The organism is Bacillota bacterium (assembly GCA_023511455.1).
Classification (GTDB): Bacteria; Armatimonadota; HRBIN16; order HRBIN16; family HRBIN16; genus HRBIN16.
The window spans coordinates 1-19800 of the sequence record JAIMBJ010000017.1 but is presented as its reverse complement, the minus strand read 5'-3'; the positions used below and the strand labels follow the sequence as shown (position 1 = coordinate 19800).

Genomic DNA, 19800 nt, shown 5'->3' with positions numbered 1-19800 from the left:
GGTCACTACTCGAAGGAGGAACGCAAATGAAACGAGGGTTCTGGATGGCTTTTATGCTCGCCGCGATGCTGTTGGGCAACCTGACAACGGGGCGCGCGCAAACATTTGAGTACCTGAGGGCGCCAGGTGCCCTGTCCATAAGCCAGCTATCACGTGACGGCGACTTCTTCGCCGCGAGGTTGACTACCTTGGAAGCGGCTGAAGCGGTGTTGTGGAGCATCACCGATGGCTGGGAGCGTCTGTTTCCCGGGTTATGGGGCAGTGCGAACGGCGTCTCTGCGGATGGCAGCGTCGTAGTCGGTGGCGTGGGGGACAGCGCATTCGTCTGGCGGCGGGGCGGAACATTTCTCACCTTCGCGCCGCCCAGCAACGCCTGGAGCATGAATGACGCCGGCAACCTGTTCATTCTCTGGAGGAATTACGGCGCCTTGCGTGACCTGACCTCCGGTGCTGATCTCAAGGTGTGGCCCAGCCAGGGAACTGGTTCCGCATTCACGGCACAACCTGTGAAGCTTTCTCGCGACGGCAGCACGGTGATTGGTTATAGGAGCGGTTCCCGCCGGGACGGGTTCGTCGACCGGGTCGGTGGAGGCTCCTTCAATTTGCCCAACTATGCATTTCCGCAGGCGGTTTCTGCAGACGGCGCGTGGGTGGCGGGCCCGTACCATGACGGCACTTTGTGGCAGACGTTCTTGTGGAGCGCAAGCACCGGGTTTAGAGTCCTGCCGCAGCTGCCCGGGCCCCCCATTACGCAGGGCAATACCACGCCGCGCATCGCCGGAGTCTGGGTGGGAGTAGGAGGTCCACGCGTCGTTGGCATGGTACGCGTTGCGAACGACGACCCCGAGGCGGGCTGGTATGGATCAGAGGGCGAGCGGTTTGCTGCCGTCATCTGGGTGGACCCCGAGCTGCCTCCGCAGTATTTGCGCCAGTATTTTCAAAACGTTCATCAGTTGCAGGGCGACCCAATCTACCCGCTGGGAGTAGTTTATGATGTCTCCGCCGACGGCAACGTCATTGTCGGTAACAGCGTTGTGGGGGGACCGTGGCGGGCGGAGCTGGCAACCACTGCCAGCATGATTACCACGCCGGAACTACATGCCATCTCACCCGAGACCGTTGCCGCAGGCGGCGACTCCTTCACGCTTCGCACCGAGGGGCGCGGTTTCCGTCCGTACTCGGTGGTGCAGTGGAACGGCTCCGCGCTGCCCACGACCTTCATCAGTCCCACGCAGCTGGACGCGGTGGTGGACGCCTCGCTGATAGCCTCCCCGCACGGCGTGCAGATTGCGGTGAACACCCCGTATCCGTGGGACCCGAACGACGGCAAACGCAGCAACGAGTTGACATTGACCGTCGGACAGGGTGCCTCGCCTGTCATCAGCGCACTGTCGCCCGTGGGCGTGCGCGCGGGCAGTACCGCGATTTCGCTCAGCGTGATGGGACAAAACTTCACCAGCCAGTCGCAGGTGGAGTTCGATGGGCAGCTGCTTTCAAGCACGTTTATTTCGCCCAACGAGCTGCAGGCAAACGTACCGCCGGAGTTACTGGAAAATCAGGGCTCTTTTGCGGTTCGGGTGTATGAGCCCTCGCTGAACGACTACTCGAACACCCTGTCTTTTGTGGTGACCGTCGCCGTGCCTTCCATCAGTCGCATCACACCCACTTCGGTGCTGGAGAAGCCGAGCAGCGACGTGCCTCTGACCGTGCGGGGTGCGGGCTTCCAGCAAGACTCGCGCGTGGTGTTCAGCGGATTAGAGCTACCTGCCACCTTCATTTCGAGTAACGAGCTGCGGGCGGTGATCCCCAAGAGCCAGTTGGCCACGCCGGGAATCTGGTACCTGTCTGTCTTCAATCCAAGCGTGGGGATGTATTCCAACGGCGTGACTTTCCGCGTGCGTGCGCGTCCTGTCACGCCGCCGCCACCGCCTCCGGGCACAGGGCCGGGCGGCTCACCATCGTTGCAGGCGGTTAGTGCCTCCATCGCGCCCAACGTCATGAGCCAGGTGTTCATCACCATCAAGAATGTGGGCGGCGGCGATATGACCGGTGGACGCCTGACTTCCGCCACTTTGAGCGGGTTCCCCACTACCCTGTTGCCGGATCCTGGGCTGTCTGGACTGGGGGCGGGACAGTCGGTTCAGCTCATTTTCAATTTCATGACGCCGAACATCCGGAGCGGACAGTCGTTTGTTATCCGCGTGAGCGGCACCAGCAGTCAGGGCAGCTGGAGCGTCTCTCGCATCGTGACGGTACCCTAGCATGACCTCCGCCTCTGTGTGCGCGCACACAGAGGCGGACACAAACCTGAAAACATTCTAATCTGGAGGTGTAAACATGTGGAAACGAATATGGCAACTGGCAATCGTGGCACTTGCGCTGTTCAGCTTTGCTTCCTCGCGCTGCCATGCCCAGTACGAGTTTAGTTTGTATCCGGACAGCCTGGTGATCCATCCCGGCGGGTTCTACGAGTGGGTTTACGGCTGGCTAGTTAACACAGGCACGGATCCGTTAGATATCCGGTTCACGGCTTTCAACGATGGTCTGGTGGCGGTGGGCGTGACGGTGGACACCACGCCGTTTTACGACTGGGTGTTCACGCTGGACGATTTAACCCTGCGTCTGGAGCCGTGGGTTCATCACTGGATTCCGCTGTTCAATGTCTACGTGGACCCTGACGCGCCCGCTGCGCTCTATGAGCCGATAGCCATTCTGGAGTTCGACGAGATTGGTGGCGCTTCGGTGGAGCTTGGCGCGAGCTGGGAGCTGCACGTGGTGCCTGAACCGGCAACGGTGGTGACCATGGGCGGCGGGTTGGCGATGCTGCTGTTCCGCCGATGGCGTAAGAGACAGTAGCGTCTTTTGCTGGCAGCGCATGATTGCGTTCGCCGTGCATGGAGAGGGTAATCGTGCCAGGATGCGAAGAGATGCCCTCTCTTTTACTTTTGACGGACAAAGCGGTTATAATAGAGATGAGGTGAGTGCAATGGCGATCACTCAGGCGCAGCAGAAGGCAGTTCATTATCCCTGCTCGGATAGGAAGCCCATGGCAGAGACTCCTGAACACCTGGAAGCGATGGTATACCTCGTAGCCGCCTTACAGGCGTACTTCGCACAGCGAAAAGACGTGTATGTGGCGGGTAATCAGTTCATGTACTGGATCGAGGGCAACCCGCGCCAACGGGTTGCGCCAGACGTTTATGTGGTCTTCGGGGTGCCGAAGACTCCGTTGCGCCCCACATGGAAGGTATGGGAAGAGGGCAAAGCGCCAGACGTCATCATCGAACTGACCTCTCGCAAGACGGCAAGTGAGGACCTGGGACGGAAGCACCGTTTGTACCAGAGGCTGGGCGTCAAAGAGTACATCATGATCGATGTCACGCGGGAGTATCTGATTGAACCAGTCATACTACATCGGCTGGTTGGCGAGGAATATCAGACCGTTCCCAACGAGCGCCCGAACGACCGGGAGTGGTGGGTTCACAGCGAGCATCTGGGACTGAGCATCGTCGTCAGGGCAGAGGATACCGGCTACGTCGTTCGGCTCTGGGACCCAGTGGGGCAGCGCTTCCTGCCTACCCTTCAGCAGTCCGTGGAGGAAGTGCTCGAAGCCTATCATCAGCTCGAAGAAGCGCGGCGGATGGTGGAGGAGCGAGAGCAACTTCTTGAAGCAGCGCGCCAGCGCGTGGAGGAGGAAAAACGTCGCGCTGCAGAAGAGGCACGTCGGGCAGAAGAGGAAGCGAGGGCACGGGCAGCACTGGAAGCGAAGTTGCGCGAAATGGAGGAGGAACTGCGGCGACTCAGAGCAAATGGCGAACGCACCGAAGGGTAACCGTTGCCCTCGCCGGCAGGATAATCGCTAACAGCGCAGAACTATACAACCGGTAAAGACCGACGGAAAGGTGAAGGAGAAATGGAACTGGTAAAGCCTCGTGTGCTCCCTCCTTTGGACGAATCGTTTCGTCCCGCCGTGCTGGCGAACCGTGCCTTTCGTGAGAAGGTGAAGGCATCGGGACAGGGCGTACCGATGGTGATCGCCGTGGAGCGAGCGGACGGCACCCGCTCGGTGTATCGCACGGAGGTGTTTGCACCCGGCTCGGCGGACTTTGAGCAGAATCTGCAATACGTGGAACGCATCGTCAAGTTCCTGCTCTGGCAAAAGGGCGGCTACAAGGTCTACCTGGGCGGTCCGGGCCAGATTGGGGAGTATATTCAGCAGGTGTATGCCCCCAACGGGGAGCGCGCCTTCGATTACGACTTCATGGGCGAGACGGTGTACGAACGCCCCTTTGAGGTGGTCATTACCGACGCCGATAAAGTTCCTTCCGCCAACGAGACTGCCAAGTCGCTGGGGCGGCATCTAGATGGGTGTCGTATCGGGCTGGATTTGGGAGCCAGCGACCGGAAGGTCTCTGCGGTCATCGATGGCAAAGATGTGTTCAGTGAAGAGGTGGTGTGGGACCCGCGCCCGCAAACCGACCCGAGTTACCATTACCACGAGATTATGTCTGCCCTGCACCGCGCGGCGGCGCGGATGCCCCGTGTGGATGCCATTGGCGTGAGTTCAGCGGGGGTATGGATCAACAACCGCGTGATGGTGGCATCGCTGTTTCGCGGTGTGCCCCGCGATGTGTTCAATGCGCGGGCGAAAGACATCTTCCTGCGCGTGCAGAAGGAGTGGGGAGTACCGCTGGAAGTGGCGAACGACGGCGAGGTGACCGCACTCGCTGGCTCGATGAGCCTGGGGGTGAACGGTATTCTGGGCATCGCCATGGGTTCCAGCGAAGCCGCAGGCTACGTGACGCCCGAAGGCAACATCACCAACTGGCTGAACGAGCTGGCGTTCGCACCGGTGGACTATGCCCCGGATGCGCCAGTCGACGAGTGGTCGGGCGACAAGGGGGTCGGTGCGCTGTACTTCTCGCAGCAGGCGATTTTCCGACTGGCGCCGGTCGCGGGCATTGCGCTGGATGAAAGCCTGGGGCTGGCGGAGCGTCTGAAGCAGTTTCAGGATTTGCACGCCAGCGATGATTCCCGCACGCGCGCTGTCTACGAGACGATTGGGGTGTATCTGGGATACGGCATCGCACATTATGCGGACTTCTATGACCTGCAGCACGTGCTGGTGCTGGGGCGCGTTACCTCGGGCGAAGGAGGGCATATCATTCTGGAGAAGGCCAAAGAAGTCCTGCAGACCGAGTTCCCCGAGCTGGCGGTGCGTATCAGCGTGAACCTGCCCGACGAAAAGGCGCGGCGGGTTGGACAATCCATCGCGGCAGCGAGCCTGCCCGAGATTAAGAAAGAGCAGAAGGAGGGATAGCACCAATGCAACTGAACAATCCTGGCGCAGAGATTTTCGTGCCCGACGGGATGCCGATCGAGGAGGCACTGGCGCGTACGACCCACCTGGCCATTGGGGCGCATCAGGATGACCTCGAGATTATGGCGTATCGGGGCATTTTGGAGTGCTTCCAGCAGGCGGAAAAGTGGTTCTGCGGAGTGTGCGTGACCAACGGCGCGGGCAGCCCTCGTGATGACCTGTATAAAGACTATACCGACGAGATGATGCAGGTGGTGCGTCGCAAGGAACAGAAGAAGGCGGCAGTAGTGGGCGAATACACCGCGCAGATTTTTCTGGACTATTCCAGTGCGGCTACCAAAGATGGAAGCAACCCGGAGGTGAAGGAAGACCTCAAAAAGGTGTTCCTCGCCACGCGACCGCAAATTGTGTACACGCACAACCTGGCAGATAAACATGATACGCATGTGGCGGTAACCCTGCGAGTGATCGCCGCCCTGCGCGAACTGCCGGACGATGCGAAGCCGCAGCAGGTGCTGGGTTGTGAGGTATGGCGAGACCTGGACTGGATGGCGGACAGCGACAAGGTGCCGATGGACGTCTCGGCGCATGAGAACCTTGCAGCGGCGTTGCTGGGTGTGTTCGATTCGCAAATCTGCGGGGGCAAGCGATACGACCTTGCCACCTTGGGGCGAAGGCGAGCGCACGCCACCTACTTCGAATCGCATGGCGTGGACGTATCCACCAGCCTCATCTACGCGATGGACCTGACACCGCTGATCAGGGACCCTTCACTGGATGTGCTGAGTTATGTGCAGGGATTCATTGACCGTTTCGCGCAAGACGTGCGGTTGCGGATTGAGAAAGTGCGATAGCGTTTTGGGAAGGCGAGACCTTTGCTTTGGTGAACCATGTGAACGTGCCTGCACAGGCTTCGGCGCAGCAACAGGCTCGTCTTCCCCTTCACACGCTTAGATTGCTCTAGGGAACAAACGGTGCAGGGGGAAGAAGATGAACCTGTCGGAATACGAAGGCTATGTGGGTATCGACATCGGTGGTCAGTCGATTAAGGTAGGAACCATCCGTAACGGCGAGCTGGTCACGCGGGATATCGAGACTCCGCCGGATTACGCGAACGCTCGCGCGCAGATGATAGCAGCGGCTACCGAGCTGGTTGGTGGGAAGCCCAAGGGACTGGGTATCGGCACACCGGGACCCATCGACTGGCGCACCGGGTTCCTTTACTGGACGCCCAATATCCCGTGGAAGAACGTTTCCTATCCCGAGCTGGGAGACGCGCTGGGATGTCCTGTCTACGTGGATAATGACGCAAATGTCGCGGGACTGGCGGAGGCGGTGCTTGGTGCGGGAAGGGACTATCGCATTGTGGCAGGTTTCACGCTGGGCACGGGCATTGGTTACTTCGTGGTGATGGATGGACACATCTACCACGGGAAGCTGGACGTAGAGGGCGGACACCAAGTGTTGAATCCGAATGGGCCGCTGTGCGGCTGTGGGGCACGCGGCTGTCTGGAGGCGTATGCGTCGGCAAGCGCGATCGAGGCACGCACCGGCAAGGAGCCGGAGGACATCGATGACCCCGCGTTCTGGGCGGAGATTGCGGGTTATCTGGCATGGGGCATTGTCAACGTGACCACTCTGGTCTGTCCAGAGGTGTTTGTACTGGCAGGCGGTATGATTAAACGGGGAGAGACGCTGTTCCAGCCGCTGCGCGAGAAGCTGGCGCAGATGCTGAAGATTGTGCCGCCCCCTCCAGTGAAACCGGCGGAGCTGGGACATCGCGCGGGGGTGTACGGCGCGATTGTGCTGGCAAAACGGGGGCATAAGGCGGAATGAAGCGGTTTCGAATGCACAAGCAGAAAGTCGTCAAACCCGACGGACGGTGGATGTATCTGTACACCTTCGAGGAAGAACCGTCTGCGGAAGAGGAGGACTCCGCTACTGAGCGAGAGGACGCCTCCGCTGCCCCGCGAAAGCGGCAGAGCACAGAGGTAGAATACTAACGAACGACTTCAACAAGGACGTGATGGCAGTGGGACGCCAGCGTAAAGGGGATATCGTGGCCGCCTTGCCACGCGAGATTGCAAAGGACGTCGAGACGGCGGTGGCTATCTTGCGAAAACATGGTGCGCGTCGAATCGTTCTTTATGGCTCTCTGGCGCGGGGCGACTACCGTACGGATTCGGACATTGACCTTTGCTATGAAGGTATTCCCAGCGAAGACTATTTTCGCACCGTAGCAGAATGCATCATGCAGATACCTCGCCGCGTCTGCGTGGTGGACATCAAGGACGCGCGAGGGCTATTCCGTGAGCGCATCATGCGTGAAGGAAAGGTTCTATATGAAACTCGACCGCCTTCGCGAAGAGGTTGAATTTGGTTTAGGTAATCTAAACAAAATTCATGAACGCATCAAGGAGTTTGCACGCGCGAGTGTAGAACTCTCAATACTTCAATCGGCGTTGACGTATGAGTGTATCGGTTATTACAATGCGCTTGAGCACTTAATTGTACGAGTCCTTAAGGGGTTGGGAAAACCTATTCCTTCAGGCCCCTCCTCTCACAAGGATACCTTGCGTCTTTTTGGTGAGATACTAACGAAAGTAGGGATGCTGGATACACAGAGCGCGGTGGAATTTATAGAGGAATTGATGGCGTTTCGGCACGTGACGACCAAAATATATGGCTTTTTGATTGACTGGGGTAAACTGAAATCAGTCGTTGACCAAATCCAGCAAAGACATGGGCTCTTGGAGACTTTATTCGACGAACTCATGCAACGCCTGGAGCGGAACAAGGAAGAGTGAGCCTGTTTTTCCCCATCCTTTCTCTTCTCCTTTGGATTCTCGTCGCAACCTGTTATCTGTTGCGCCCCATCTCCTGCGCTGCAGTGACGGTGTTTCCAACGTGGCTGTGGTTGGTTCCCGGGCTGTTTCTGGCGGGGTTGGGATGGCGGAGGGGACGCCTCGCAGGGGCAGTGGGTGGACTGTGGCTCCTTTTCCTGCTGGGCTTTGCGGAGGAGCCATGGAGTCTGTTGAGAGGAACTATTCCCGCGCGCCATGAAAGCCCGACGCGGGTGATTCGGATTGTGAGCCTGAACTGCGCAGGCGGCTCGCTGGAGGCAGCGATAGAGATCAAAAGGTATCAGCCAGACATCGTGCTCTTGCAAGAGTCGCCGAGCCGAGACGCGGTGCAGCAGCTCGCACGAGAGCTTTTTGGCGAGGAAGGCGGTTGGGCGCATGGACCGGATGCCAGTATTATTGCGCGGGGAAACCTGCAGCCCTACCCGCTCAGCCGGGACGAAAAAATCTTCCTGACTCACGCCCGAGTCACGCTGACCGACGGCAAGCCGATGGAGGTTATCAGTCTTCGGTTATCTCCCCCCACCGTGCGTGCAGACCTCTGGTCACCGGATTGCTGGCGGCAGCACGCTGAGGTGCGCCGCCTTCACCACGAACAGATCAAGGCGGTGATGCGCCGGATAGAGCGGATACCTCTTGAGACGCCAGTAATCGTGGGGGGCGACTTCAATATGCCGCCTGGCGAGGCGCCGCTGAGATTGTTGCAGAAGCGTCTGCGCGACAGCTTCCGCCTCGCAGGCGCAGGCTGGGGCTGCACCATCACCAATGAATACCCCTTCCATCGTATCGATCAGATATGGCTCAGCCCGCACCTGCGCCCAATCCGCGTCCGCGCCTATCGCACCCAGCACTCAGACCACCGTCTGGTGGTGTGCGACGCGCTACAGTGACCACCCCTTGCGGTACTCGCGGCGGAGGTAACGCTCCGCTTCGGCGCAGTTCTTGGCTCGCATGTTACGGGCGTCGTAGTTTATCTTGTGCCCTGTGCGGAACGCCACGTTGCCCAGCAGCACCATCTCCGTGAGCTTCGCCGCATAGTCGAAGTCGCACATCGCCTTGCCGCGCCCCTTGCAGGCATCGACCCACTCCAGATGATGACCGCGCGGCGCACGCGGGATGGTGGGCTGGGGCGGCTGGTATCCTTCGAACTTCTCACGCGGCAGGAGTAGTGGCTCACCGCCGTGGGGCACCCATGCCCTGCCATACTCCCCGATGAACAGCGTGCAGTTCGGCTCAATGTTAATCTCGGGCGCGAGCTCCTTAGGGGGCAGCTTCCCACCGTCGTACCAGTAAAGGGTAACGGGCCGCATCCCCTTGCGGGCAGGGAACTCGTAACGCACGATGCTCCACTTCGGAGCTGTTTCACGGTGATGCGGTTCGCCCTCCGCCTCGACACTCGTCGGATACCCCAAATCCAGTGCCCAGAAGGCGGTGTCCAGGATATGACACCCCATATCGCCCAGCGCGCCCGTGCCGAAGTCCCACCAGCCACGCCACGCGAAGGGATGATATGCGGGGTGGTAAGGACGTTCGGGCGCGGGGCCGAGCCACAGGTCCCAGTGTAAGTTGCGTGGGACTGGCGGCGTATCTTTCGGGCGGTCGATGCCTTGCGGCCAGATGGGGCGGTCGGTGCTGGCGTGTACCTCACGGATAGCCCCAATAACGCCAGACCTCAGGATTTCCACCGCACGCCGCAACCCGTCGCTGGCGTGTCCCTGGTTTCCCATCTGCGTAACGACTTTGTAGCGCTTTGCGGCCTCTGCCAGCTTGCGTGCCTCATACACGGAATGGGTCAGCGGCTTTTCGCAGTAGACGTGCTTGCGCAGCTGCATGGCAGCCATAGCCGCAACCGCGTGCGTGTGGTCTGGCGTGCTGATGACCACCGCGTCAATCTCGCGGTGCCGCTCGTCCAGCATCTGTCGGAAGTCCACATACCTGTACGCACGGGGGAACCGCTTTGCCGCCTCGCCAAGGGGGTTCTCGTCGACGTCACAGATTGCCACGATGTTCTCGGTGGACACGCCGTCGATGTTGCCCCAGCCGCGTCCGCCGCACGCAATGATGCCGATGTTCAGCTTATCGTTCTGGGCGTAGGTAGGGCTCCAGCTGTGCGCTACCAGCCAGAGGCTCATCCCGTACTGCGCGCTTCGCTTGATGAACTCCCGGCGCGTTGTCTTCTGCATGGTGCATCTCCTCCTTAAGGTGACAATTTACCTGTGATCCGTATGACCGAAGCGGCAGGTGCAGTGAGGCGCAGAGAATTGCCCTCGATACGCACCGCCTGGGGCTCGGATGGCTTCACTCTTTCAGGCTCTTCGAAGGTGTTATGGGCGTGGATATCGTCGGCAGTCAGGAAAACCGCTTCCGCCTGTGAGACCAGCCCACCCAGCACCTGCACCTCCAGTTCCGCCGGCTGTTCAGGATGCGTATTGCACAGCGTGATACAAAGCGTATTCTCCTTCACCGATGCGGAACCCTCAATTACCTGCAGGCTAAACGGCTCTTTTTGCAGATATTGCTGACGGCAGAAGTCGCGCACGGCACCGCCATCGGATAGTGTGTCGGACATCGTCTCGAAGCGCACCGCTTGTGCCCCCTTGTGCGGCGCATACATCTGCCAGACGTAGTAGGTGGGAGTCTTGATGCACTTATCCTCCTGCACCAGCAGCAGCGATTGCAACACGTTAATCAGCTGGGCGATGTTGCCCATGAAAATCTGGTGGCAGTGCCGGTGGAAGATGTCCAGAGTCAATGCGGCCACCAGTGCATCGCGAACGGTGTTCTGCTGGTACAACCCCGAACCCGGTTTACCCGGCTCTACCGGGTGCCACGCTCCCCATTCGTCGATGATCAGGTTGATTTTCTGTTCGGGATCCAGTTCATCCATGACGGTGCGATGTCCCACCAGGATACCTTCGATGGCTTTTGCCTTACACAAAAGCTCTGTCCACTGCTCGGCGGTATATTCGGTGGCAGTTCCAGCGGTTCCGCAGTAGTAATGGGCGGCAAGTGAGTGCACCAGATGGCGTCGGCTCCAGCCCTTGCGCCGCAGACTGTTCAGAAACTTCCACGTCCAGTCCCAGTCGTTGCCCGCTGCGCCGCAAGCAATCGCATGTACAGGCGTGTCCGAGTAGTTGAACAGGAACGTGCGGAACTGGCAGAAAAGTTCCGCGTAGTATTCGGGGTGCATGTTGCCGCCGCAGCCCCAGTTTTCGTTGCCCACGCCCCAGAAGCGCACGCGGAAAGGCTCTTCGGCTCCGTTGGCGCGGCGTTCGTTTGCCAGTGCCGAGCCGCCAGCGAAGTTGCAATATTCCACCCAGTCGCGCAGCTCGGCGGGCGTGCCGGAACCCACATTGCCCACGATATACGGCTCCGTTCCAATCAAGCGGCAGAAGGCGATGAACTCATGCGTGCCAAAGTGGTTGGGTTCTGGCGCCATGCCCCAGTGGTAGTTTAAACGCAACGGTCTGCTGTCGCGGGACCCGATCCCATCGCGCCAGTGGTAGGCGTCAGCGAAGCAACCGCCCGGCCAGCGCAGGACGGGAATCTGCAAAGGGCGCAGGGCATCCACCACGTCTTTGCGGATGCCGCCGATATTGGGGATGGACGAATCTTCTCCTACCCAGATGCCCGGGTAGATGCACTCGCCCAGATGCTCAGCGAATTCGCCATGCAGATAGGGACTGATTGTGCCAATCGGCTCGTGGAGTAACACAGCCACCCGTTGCATCGCCGTACTCTTCTCCTTCACAAGGTATTTGCAAATTCATTCGTGGTTCGGAAGGAGATTCCTGTCGTTCGCGCGTTGGACGGGCGTTTGCTACCGTAGCACATGCGGGCGCCAGCCGGTATCTTCCCCCCACCGGAGATTTGGCGTGATTCTTTCGGGCAAGCAGGCAATCAGGGTACGCCTATCGAAGATTACCCTAAACAAATAGAAGGTTTATTCAGGAGGGGGAACATGGCACTGGATGAGCAACTCGATGCGGCATGGCAATCTTTGCGTCATACCGACAGGGAAACACGCAAGTGGATTGACCGCCTTCAGGCGCAGATAGATTTCGCCCGACAGCTGGCACAAGCCAACCCATCCAGACAGGCGGAGTGGGAAGGTCTGATTATCCGCGCTGCTCAGGAGTGCGCGCAGGCGGTGTCGGAAGGTAAGTCTGTGGCGGAGGCGGTGAAACGGGCGGAAGAGACTCTCAGCCCCATCGCGCCCGTTGCTAAAGAGTACACCATCCACTGCGTGGGGCACGCGCATATCGACATGAACTGGATGTGGAATTGGCCGGAGACGGTTGCGACCGCAAACGATTCGTTCTCGACCGTCGACAAACTGATGCACGAGTTTCCGCAGTTTCGCTTTTCGCAGGACCAGGCGTCCACTTATCAGCTGATGAAAGACTACCTGCCCGAGCTGTGGCAGCAGGTGAAAGAGCATGTGCGTGCGGGCAGGTGGGAGGTAACCGCCAGCCAGTGGGTGGAAGGCGATAAAAACATGGCCTCAGGCGAAATCCTGTGTCGGCATCTGTTATACACGAAGCGATTCTTCCAGCGGGAGTTCGGGCTACCGTACGATGCGGTACAGCTGGATTATGAGCCAGACACTTTCGGACACGCCCACACCGTGCCCGGTATCCTGGCACGCGCCGGTATCCGCTACTACTATTTCTGCCGAACAGGAAAAGGGCCGTTTCTGTTCTGGTGGCAGGGCAAGGATGGGTCGCGGGTGCTGGCGTTTGACGACCATCGCGAGTGGTATCTGGGACCCATCACGCCACACATCGCGCGCCATGTGGTGGAGTTCGAACGGCAAACCGGACTGAAAGAAATGCTGTTCGTCTACGGTGTCGGTGACCACGGAGGTGGTCCTACCCGACGCGACCTGCAGCTGGCGCACGAAATGATGGAGTGGCCGGTTTTCCCCAAAATCCGGTTCAGCACCTATCACGAGTTCTTCCGTATCGCTGAGCGCGAGGCGAAAGAGCTGCCTGTAATCGACGGCGAGCTGAACTTCGTGTTTGAAGGCTGCTACTCCTCGCAGAGCAACATCAAATACGCCAACCGCAAGAGCGAGAACACCCTCGTGGAGGCGGAAATCTGCGCCCTGCTGGCGAAGGGCGTCACGGGTCTGGCGTACCCTTCAGAGCAGCTTCACACTGCATGGCGTCATGCTATGTTTAATCAGTTCCACGACATCCTGCCGGGTTCCGGGGTGCACGCCACCTACGAATACGCGCAGGGGCTGTTCCAGGAGATTCTCGCCCACACCTCCATGATTAAGACCCGTAGCCTGCGTGCTATTGCCGCAAAGGTGAACACGAAGGCAATAGCGCCCACCGCGGTTCCCGTCATGCAGCATCATGGTGAAGGACTGGGCGCAGGGCAGGGCGACCTGCCAGCCGACGGTTCTCTAAGCCGTTACGGGGCGGGCGGCCTCGGCAGCGACCCGTTTGTGGTTTTCAACCCTTCCCCGTGGACGCGCAGTGAGGTGGTGACCACTCGCATCTGGGACCGTGATATCGAGACGCCTTACGTCGCTGTGCGGGATGACAAGGGCAACGTGTTGAAGGCGCAGGTGCTGGCACGAGGACATTACTGGCAGCACAACTACATCGAGCTGGCGTTTCCTGCGCACGAGGTTCCCCCGTTGGGCTACCGGACCTACAACGTGCATCGTGCAGTGACGGCGGGCGATGGCACGGGGTGCACCAGCGACGGAAAAGGCACCATCGAGAACGAGTTCCTGCGTGTGACAGTGGAACAGCAATCTGGCGCGATAGTGAGCCTCGTGGACAAGCGCACGGGGCTGGAACTGGTGCCTCCGGGTGAGCGCATCGGGTTACTGGAGTACATTCTCGAAGCCCCGCATGGCATGACCGCCTGGGTGTTGGGGCAGATTCAAGAATATCTGCCGTTCACGGAAGGAGCGACTCTGACCTTTCCGCATAACGGTCCCTACATCGCCAGTGTGCAGGCGCATCATCGCTTCAACGATAGCCGATTCACCCTCACCATCAGCGTGACGGCAGGTGTGCCGCGGGTGGACTTCACGCTGGAGGTGGACTGGCTGGAGCGTGGCTCGCCAGAGAAGGGCGTGCCCACACTGCGGGTGCAGTTCCCGCTCGCGATCGACGAGGCGAAGTGCCGCATGGAGTGCCCCATGGGCTGGGTGGAGCGTTCCACCATCGGCTATGCGGAGCCTTCGGAGACCTTCAGACATGTGGGCGGACCGGGTATTGCCATGTACCCCATGGATATGCCCGCGCAGAAGTGGGTGGACCTGTCGGGAGTGCACTCGGAGACAGGCAAGCCGGCAGGCGCGGTGCTGGTGAACGACCGGGTGTACGCGCACAGTGTCTGCGATAACACATTGGGCATGACCCTGTTGCGCAGCTCGTACGACCCTGACCCACTGCCGGAACTGGGGCGTCATACCTTCCGCTTTGCGCTCATACCGTTCGGGGAGGGGTGGACACCCGCAGACTCGGCACGAGCAGGTTACGACTTCAATCTGCCCTTTAACGTGGTCAGCACCGACGTCCATGAGGGCGAACTGCCTGTTTCCCAGGCATTCGCGGAGGTCTTAACGCCGAACGTGATGCTGAGCGGCATGAAGAAGGCGGAAGACTCGGACGCACTCATCCTGCGGCTGTACGAGGTGGAGGGCAAGGCGACCACCGCCGAGGTGCGGCTGAGCAGCGCGCTGGCACGACCGAACGCACCAGCCGTGGAGACAGACATCCTCGAGCAGCCGCTGAGCAGTAGCACCGCCCGCATGAACGGCGACGTGCTGAGCGTGCAGATACCGCCCTTCGGGTTGGTAACAGTGAAGGTCGGGTAGCAGCGGATTTAGGCACAGCATGTGTGGGCGACGAGGGGGCACTCGAGGGGTGTCCCCTCTGCATCTGGCTACTACTTGTGCTTGATGTACTGTCTACTGTCATATAGTCCCACCCACAGCAATCTGCCCGTTGGGCTTGTTTTGAACACCACGCTGTCGTGATCCAGTCCACCCTTTGTTGCAGACAAGGCGACGTACAAGTTGCCCTGGGAGTCCAGCTGCGCCTTGCGAACCAACGCTGCGTCACGCCCGAGCGGATAAAACTGCCTTTGATACTTGAGGGTACCTCTGGAGTCCCATTTCACAACCGTCAGTGGGGGTAAGTTGATGAAGACGTACACGTTACCTCCGCTGTCCCTTACTAAGATAGGTTTCTTCTCCTCCTCGAACAGAGGGTCTTCCCCCTGTTTAGAGCGAGCAGTCGTGGATGCCTGCCATAGTCTGCGCCCCGACAGGTCAAACGCGAACACTCTAAGTTGGTAACTAGCTTTTCGCGGAAATACCTTGCAAGAGTAAAACACACCTGCTCCGTTGTGGTAATAGGGTATGGGCACCCGTTTTATAGTGGTCAGGCGGCCGTTATGCTCGAATACGCGGAGACGCGCAGTGTCCGCCCCAAACCCGACGTCTCCAACAGCAACCCCGCCTGGAATGGCAAAGAGGTTCGCATCGGAAGAGACCTTACTGACGAATTCGCGTTTCCACAGTAATTTTCCATCAGGAGAGAGACACAGCAACTGGTTTTCCAGGAGCAAGTAAGTCTGCCCTTTTGGTGTAACCAGCAGGTCTCTGAAGTAGCCCTCCGCGACGTAAGTGAATACGGTTTCACCCTTCGCGTTGAACTTCGCAAGGCGACAGCCACGTGACGTAGAAAACGGACCAGTCCCGCGGAAGTTGACCAAAGAAGCAACGTACAAACTACCTTCATTATCGCACGCTGCGCGTTCGCTGCACTCGAAATAGGCTTCTGGCAACGTGTAAGTTTGTCTCCATACTTGTCTGAAGGGTAAAGTATATCGTGCTACCATGACACTATCCTCATCGTCACAAACGATATAGAAGCTGCGTTTGTCTGGAGCCGGCACCAGCATTCCAGCCAGCGTGTAGCTGCTGAAAGCGCCAGGCAACCTGTGGAAGTCAGTGCGTACGCCGTTATCGAGATAGCGCATCAGTAACGTGTTCATTGCGTAGGGGGGTGTGAACAGGCGCGTGTAAGTCACGACGTAAACACTGCCGCCTGGCGACACCCACAGGTCCATCGTGAAGTCGCCGCGCTCCTCCGGCGTCGCCTGGACGAACCGGGCAACGGCACACAGGCAGACCACTATGGCAACAGACCGATACATCTCCTCCACCTCCCGGTTACCGGGTCGCTTTCCAAATGTTAGACGAACACGACACGTGGAGGTTTCATGCCTTCGGTGTGGCGGTCAGCAGTGAAATAAATAGTTTTTGAAAACTATTTCTGCCCTGCAACTGGACGTTTCGGGCAAGCGACAAGGAAGCCGCCTGCGCAGGCTGAAGCGTGCTACAGCGGCTATTACGTCACGTTGCGCTCGACCTTCAGTCGCTGGGGCAACCCACAACGTGATTTATCAAACATTCTCTGAGAAGTCAGCAGGATTTGTCGCCACAGGCATCGAATAAGTACTATATCGGCGTAGCGAAAAATAACAAGCCAGTCGACAACGGCGACCAATGCTCGAACAATTACAGCAGGTGGACCTCTCTCTGTTCTACGGCATCAACCACGCCCATCACCCGATAATGGACGCAGTTATGCTGTTTGTCACCGACATTAAGAAGACGGGCATCCTGCTACTGGTGTTGTGGGCAGGGCTATTGTGGAAGGGTGGGTCAAGAGGCAGAACGGTCGCTTTGCTGCTGTTGCCCCTGATACTGATTACCGACCAGCTGAGCAGCCATGTGCTGAAAGATTTGTTTGACAGGTTGCGTCCGTGTGAAGCGCTGGAGAGAGTGCGTGCCATAGACGGCTGTCGGCACAGCCCGTCGTTTCCCTCTTCCCACGCGGTGAACAACTTTGCCGCGGCAACGCTGTTCGCGCTGTACTATCGTGGGTGGGTGGCGTGGCTTGCCATTGGGCTGGCGGCGCTGGTCTCCTACTCACGTATTTATCTCGGACTGCACTATCCGTCCGATGTGCTGGGTGGCGCGTTCATCGGCGTACTATCCGCGCTGGGCGTAGCTTGGGTTTGGCGGGCAGCTGCTCGGCAAGCGCAGAAGACGCTTGGTAGCCGCGATGAACCGTCCATTAAAACACGTGGCTTTCGCCGGTAGCAGGGTCTGTTAGCTTTACCCCCAGCCACCGGCGCATCGGCGTCGGAAGCTTGATAGTCGGCTGGCACTCAGCCAGCTGTTCCCGTAACCTCATCAAAGGCATCTGAGCATCGAGCGCGAGTTGAGAGATGAGCTCCTCCAGCGAATCGGAGATAAAACGGAGGGCACGCGCATGAAGTTCTGGCGAAAGACGCGAAAGGGGTATCTCTACCTCCGCCCCCTGTTGAAACAGGGAGAGCTCTTCGGCGCTCAACTCCTGAAGCAGCCCGTCCAATAGCTCATCGGTGTACTTTTGCTTGACCGACCACTGCTCAGTCGTTTTCTGTCGTGCCTCCAGCTTTTGCTCTGCCGCCTTCTGCTCGGCGGTGCGCGAAATGCTGACTTCCACCCCGCCTCGGAGCAGCAGGGCAATTGCCTCCACGACCTCGCCTGGTGAGGCAGACTCCCAGCTTGCAAAGATGCGCACGGTGTGTAACTCTGCCTCTACTTGAAGACGCCAGCCGGTCTCTTTCTGAAATTGCTCGCAAAAACGTGACAGTGGTACTCCAGATGCTTTTACCGACATCTGGATGCCCCCATCAGCGTTTTTCCAGCTACGCATCTCCAGCAGGTCGTATCCTTTCCACCAGACGGCGGGGAACCGAACGCTGCTCTGGGTCTCTTCGAGACGCCTCACTGCGGCAATATCGGTCGCAGGGCGCAAAATAATAACGTTGCGGGTGCGCACGACCTCCCTACGATAGACCGCGGCGACGGTTTCAAGGCGCCAATCTTCCCCGAGCATCGCTGCGTTGGTGGGCGGAATAAGTTCCTCGGCGTAATAACATTCTGCCAGCAAACCGAGCCTCGTTTTCTGGGCAAGTTTCTCCAATATCTGCGTGAAACGAATCGGTTCACCTGCCTCTGAAGATGGCGACAGCGGGGGTTGTGCCGATGCCTCCATGATAACGAAAACGAAGCACATCCACACTACCCCGCTGCGTGCCCATCGCGCCGTTCGTGGTTTCATGTCTGTTTACCTCCAAGCTTCCGACCAGCCTTGCTACGGGTCGACGACCACCGCTTGCGCCAAGAAAAGGTCGGGGTCCTTGTATATGTCGGTTGACCATCGCGCGTTATATAAGACGAAGCGGTCGTAGAAGGTCGTTCTCTGTGCGACGTATCGAGCACGTGTCTCTACGCGCCATCGGTAGGTGTTGTCCTGCGTTACCCCGCTTAAGGTAATCTCGATTCGGTATGTTCCGCTGTTCCATTCGATGCACTCTACATTCCACGTCTGGTCAGATACTAACATCTGCTGCGGAGGATAACCTACCACCACTGTGTCCATATCTCGCTGGACGAGCATGTAGGTAAACCATTGTCCGCTCTGAGTATTCACAGTAGTTTGCTCGCATCCTCCGGTCTGTACAGGTAGATAGCCTCGATACTGCGCCGCAGCGAAGGGGGTTAAGGCTATCAACATCAGCAATATTGTTACGGCTTTCATGGCTGAGAACCTCCTTGCATTGAATTGTACAACAGTATATCATCGAAAAAAAAGTCAAGGGTAGCGGGAGGGTGTTCGATAGATGGGTTTTCCCGGCAAGTGGAAGTTGGGGGCAACCCAAAACGAAGCCTCCTGCGGAGGCTGGAAACCTGCATATGAAGTTTCAAAAATAGATTCAGACACATGGCAGTCCGTGCTGCGAGCCTCAACCGAGTGTTCCATAAACCTGCCTGCTGTAGCCGCAGGCTTTAGCCTGCGCCAATCGCGGCGCATCCTGAAGGATGCGGCTACATTGGGTGTAAAGAAGACACTTTGGTAACATAGCCTGCCATGTCAAAGGAGCACGTCCGCCCACGATTGAAATTATCGGCTATGTGAAATTGGGGGGCAGGAAAGCAGGAGTAGACAGGCGGTGAACTTCCGAGAGGTTCTCTTTCTGGTGAATCCGCAGGCGGGTGGGGGAAGGGCGGGGCGCATCGACTGGCAGAGGGTGTGTGCTTCTCTGGACAACCCGTGTCGGGTCGTCGTGTCGCAGTCTCCAGAAGAGGCACTACTTTGCGCCTCGCAGTTTTGCCGGAGCGGGGGTAAAGTGCTGGTGGTTGCTGGGGGAGACGGCAGTGTCCATGTGGTGCTACCTGCGCTGGTGAACAGCTCCGCTGCTCTGGCGTTAGTGCCGTTGGGCACCAGCAACGTGCTGGCGCGGGAGCTGGGCTATCCGCTGGGTCGGAGGGCAGTTTCGGGATGTTTGCAAGCACTGCGGACGGGCACCTTGAGGCGGATAGATGTGGGGCTTCTGCGAGGCATCCCGTTTGTGCTGATGGCGAGTACCGGTTTCGATGCGTATGTGTTGCCCCGTGTATCGGAAGAGATGAAGAGACGGTGGGGCGTGTTTGCCTTCATCTGGACCGGCTTGCGCGAGCTGCGGCACTACCAGCCCACACGCTACCGCGTCGTCTCTGAAGCGGGCGAGCAGAAGGTGGAGGCAGTT

Annotated in this window: 18 protein-coding genes; 13 read left to right on the top strand and 5 right to left on the bottom strand. The window is 58.8% G+C overall.

All coding sequences use genetic code 11. The annotated features are described in order from the left end of the window. Positions 1-26 precede the first annotated feature (26 nt). The 10 genes from K6U75_10345 (at position 27) to K6U75_10300 (ending at position 9071) form a co-directional block, all read left to right on the top strand. Positions 27-2261, top strand: coding sequence for a hypothetical protein (locus K6U75_10345; GenBank protein MCL6475437.1), 2235 nt, complete (start codon positions 27-29; stop codon positions 2259-2261). A gap of 76 nt (positions 2262-2337) precedes the next feature. Continuing rightward, complete coding sequence (locus K6U75_10340) at positions 2338-2856, top strand: PEP-CTERM sorting domain-containing protein (protein ID MCL6475436.1); 519 nt, start codon at positions 2338-2340, stop codon at positions 2854-2856. A 130-nt stretch (positions 2857-2986) separates the two neighbouring features. Further along, on the top strand, positions 2987-3832 hold the full coding sequence (locus tag K6U75_10335; GenBank protein ID MCL6475435.1) for a Uma2 family endonuclease: 846 nt from the start codon (positions 2987-2989) through the stop codon (positions 3830-3832). Between the two features lie 81 nt (positions 3833-3913). Further along, the gene (locus tag K6U75_10330) at positions 3914-5320 is read left to right on the top strand and encodes an ROK family protein (GenBank protein MCL6475434.1); all 1407 of its coding nucleotides are present in this window, start codon (positions 3914-3916) and stop codon (positions 5318-5320) included. 5 nt (positions 5321-5325) lie between these two features. Continuing rightward, positions 5326-6174, top strand: a complete 849-nt coding sequence (locus K6U75_10325) for a PIG-L family deacetylase (protein MCL6475433.1) — start codon at positions 5326-5328, stop codon at positions 6172-6174. Between the two features lie 136 nt (positions 6175-6310). Then, the gene (locus K6U75_10320) at positions 6311-7156 is read left to right on the top strand and encodes an ROK family protein (GenBank protein MCL6475432.1); all 846 of its coding nucleotides are present in this window, start codon (positions 6311-6313) and stop codon (positions 7154-7156) included. Beyond that, positions 7153-7323: a hypothetical protein gene (locus K6U75_10315; GenBank protein ID MCL6475431.1), complete on the top strand. Its 171-nt coding sequence runs from the start codon at positions 7153-7155 to the stop codon at positions 7321-7323. Before K6U75_10320 ends, K6U75_10315 begins: the two co-directional genes overlap by 4 nt. Before the next feature lie 23 nt (positions 7324-7346). Then, positions 7347-7694 (top strand): nucleotidyltransferase domain-containing protein, encoded by a 348-nt coding sequence (locus K6U75_10310; protein ID MCL6475430.1) that lies wholly within the window; start codon positions 7347-7349, stop codon positions 7692-7694. Further along, positions 7663-8127: a hypothetical protein gene (locus K6U75_10305; GenBank protein MCL6475429.1), complete on the top strand. Its 465-nt coding sequence runs from the start codon at positions 7663-7665 to the stop codon at positions 8125-8127. The genes K6U75_10310 and K6U75_10305 overlap by 32 nt, the downstream gene beginning before the upstream one ends. Continuing rightward, positions 8124-9071 carry an endonuclease/exonuclease/phosphatase family protein gene (locus K6U75_10300; protein ID MCL6475428.1) on the top strand — a complete coding sequence of 316 codons (948 nt, stop codon included), beginning with the start codon at positions 8124-8126 and terminating at the stop codon, positions 9069-9071. The genes K6U75_10305 and K6U75_10300 overlap by 4 nt, the downstream gene beginning before the upstream one ends. Here K6U75_10300 and K6U75_10295 read toward each other — a convergent pair. Together K6U75_10295 and K6U75_10290 are read right to left on the bottom strand one after the other, a co-directional pair. Continuing rightward, a complete protein-coding gene (locus tag K6U75_10295; protein MCL6475427.1) occupies positions 9063-10364 on the bottom strand; it encodes a Gfo/Idh/MocA family oxidoreductase in 1302 nt (433 codons plus the stop codon). The genes K6U75_10300 and K6U75_10295 overlap by 9 nt on opposite strands. 14 nt (positions 10365-10378) lie before the next feature. Further along, positions 10379-11911, bottom strand: a complete 1533-nt coding sequence (locus tag K6U75_10290; GenBank protein MCL6475426.1) for an alpha-N-arabinofuranosidase — start codon at positions 11909-11911, stop codon at positions 10379-10381. Positions 11912-12142: 231 nt separating this feature from the next. On the opposite strand from K6U75_10290, the gene K6U75_10285 reads away from it, so the two are divergent. After that, entirely contained in the window at positions 12143-15025 is a 2883-nt protein-coding gene (locus tag K6U75_10285; GenBank protein ID MCL6475425.1) for a hypothetical protein, read from the top strand. A gap of 71 nt (positions 15026-15096) precedes the next feature. On the opposite strand, the gene K6U75_10280 is transcribed toward K6U75_10285, so the two are convergent. Further along, on the bottom strand, positions 15097-16371 hold the full coding sequence (locus K6U75_10280) for a hypothetical protein (GenBank protein MCL6475424.1): 1275 nt from the start codon (positions 16369-16371) through the stop codon (positions 15097-15099). Between the two features lie 352 nt (positions 16372-16723). Between K6U75_10280 and K6U75_10275 the strand changes: the two genes are divergently transcribed. After that, a complete protein-coding gene (locus K6U75_10275) occupies positions 16724-17323 on the top strand; it encodes a phosphatase PAP2 family protein (protein MCL6475423.1) in 600 nt (199 codons plus the stop codon). On the opposite strand, the gene K6U75_10270 is transcribed toward K6U75_10275, so the two are convergent. Further along, positions 17298-18332, bottom strand: coding sequence for a hypothetical protein (locus K6U75_10270; protein ID MCL6475422.1), 1035 nt, complete (start codon positions 18330-18332; stop codon positions 17298-17300). The two genes, K6U75_10275 and K6U75_10270, sit on opposite strands and share 26 nt — an antisense overlap. Positions 18333-18365: 33 nt before the next feature. Further along, positions 18366-18812 (bottom strand): hypothetical protein, encoded by a 447-nt coding sequence (locus K6U75_10265; protein ID MCL6475421.1) that lies wholly within the window; start codon positions 18810-18812, stop codon positions 18366-18368. A gap of 412 nt (positions 18813-19224) precedes the next feature. Between K6U75_10265 and K6U75_10260 the strand changes: the two genes are divergently transcribed. After that, positions 19225-19800 (top strand): hypothetical protein (locus K6U75_10260; GenBank protein MCL6475420.1); only part of this gene is annotated, 576 nt, incomplete at its 3' end.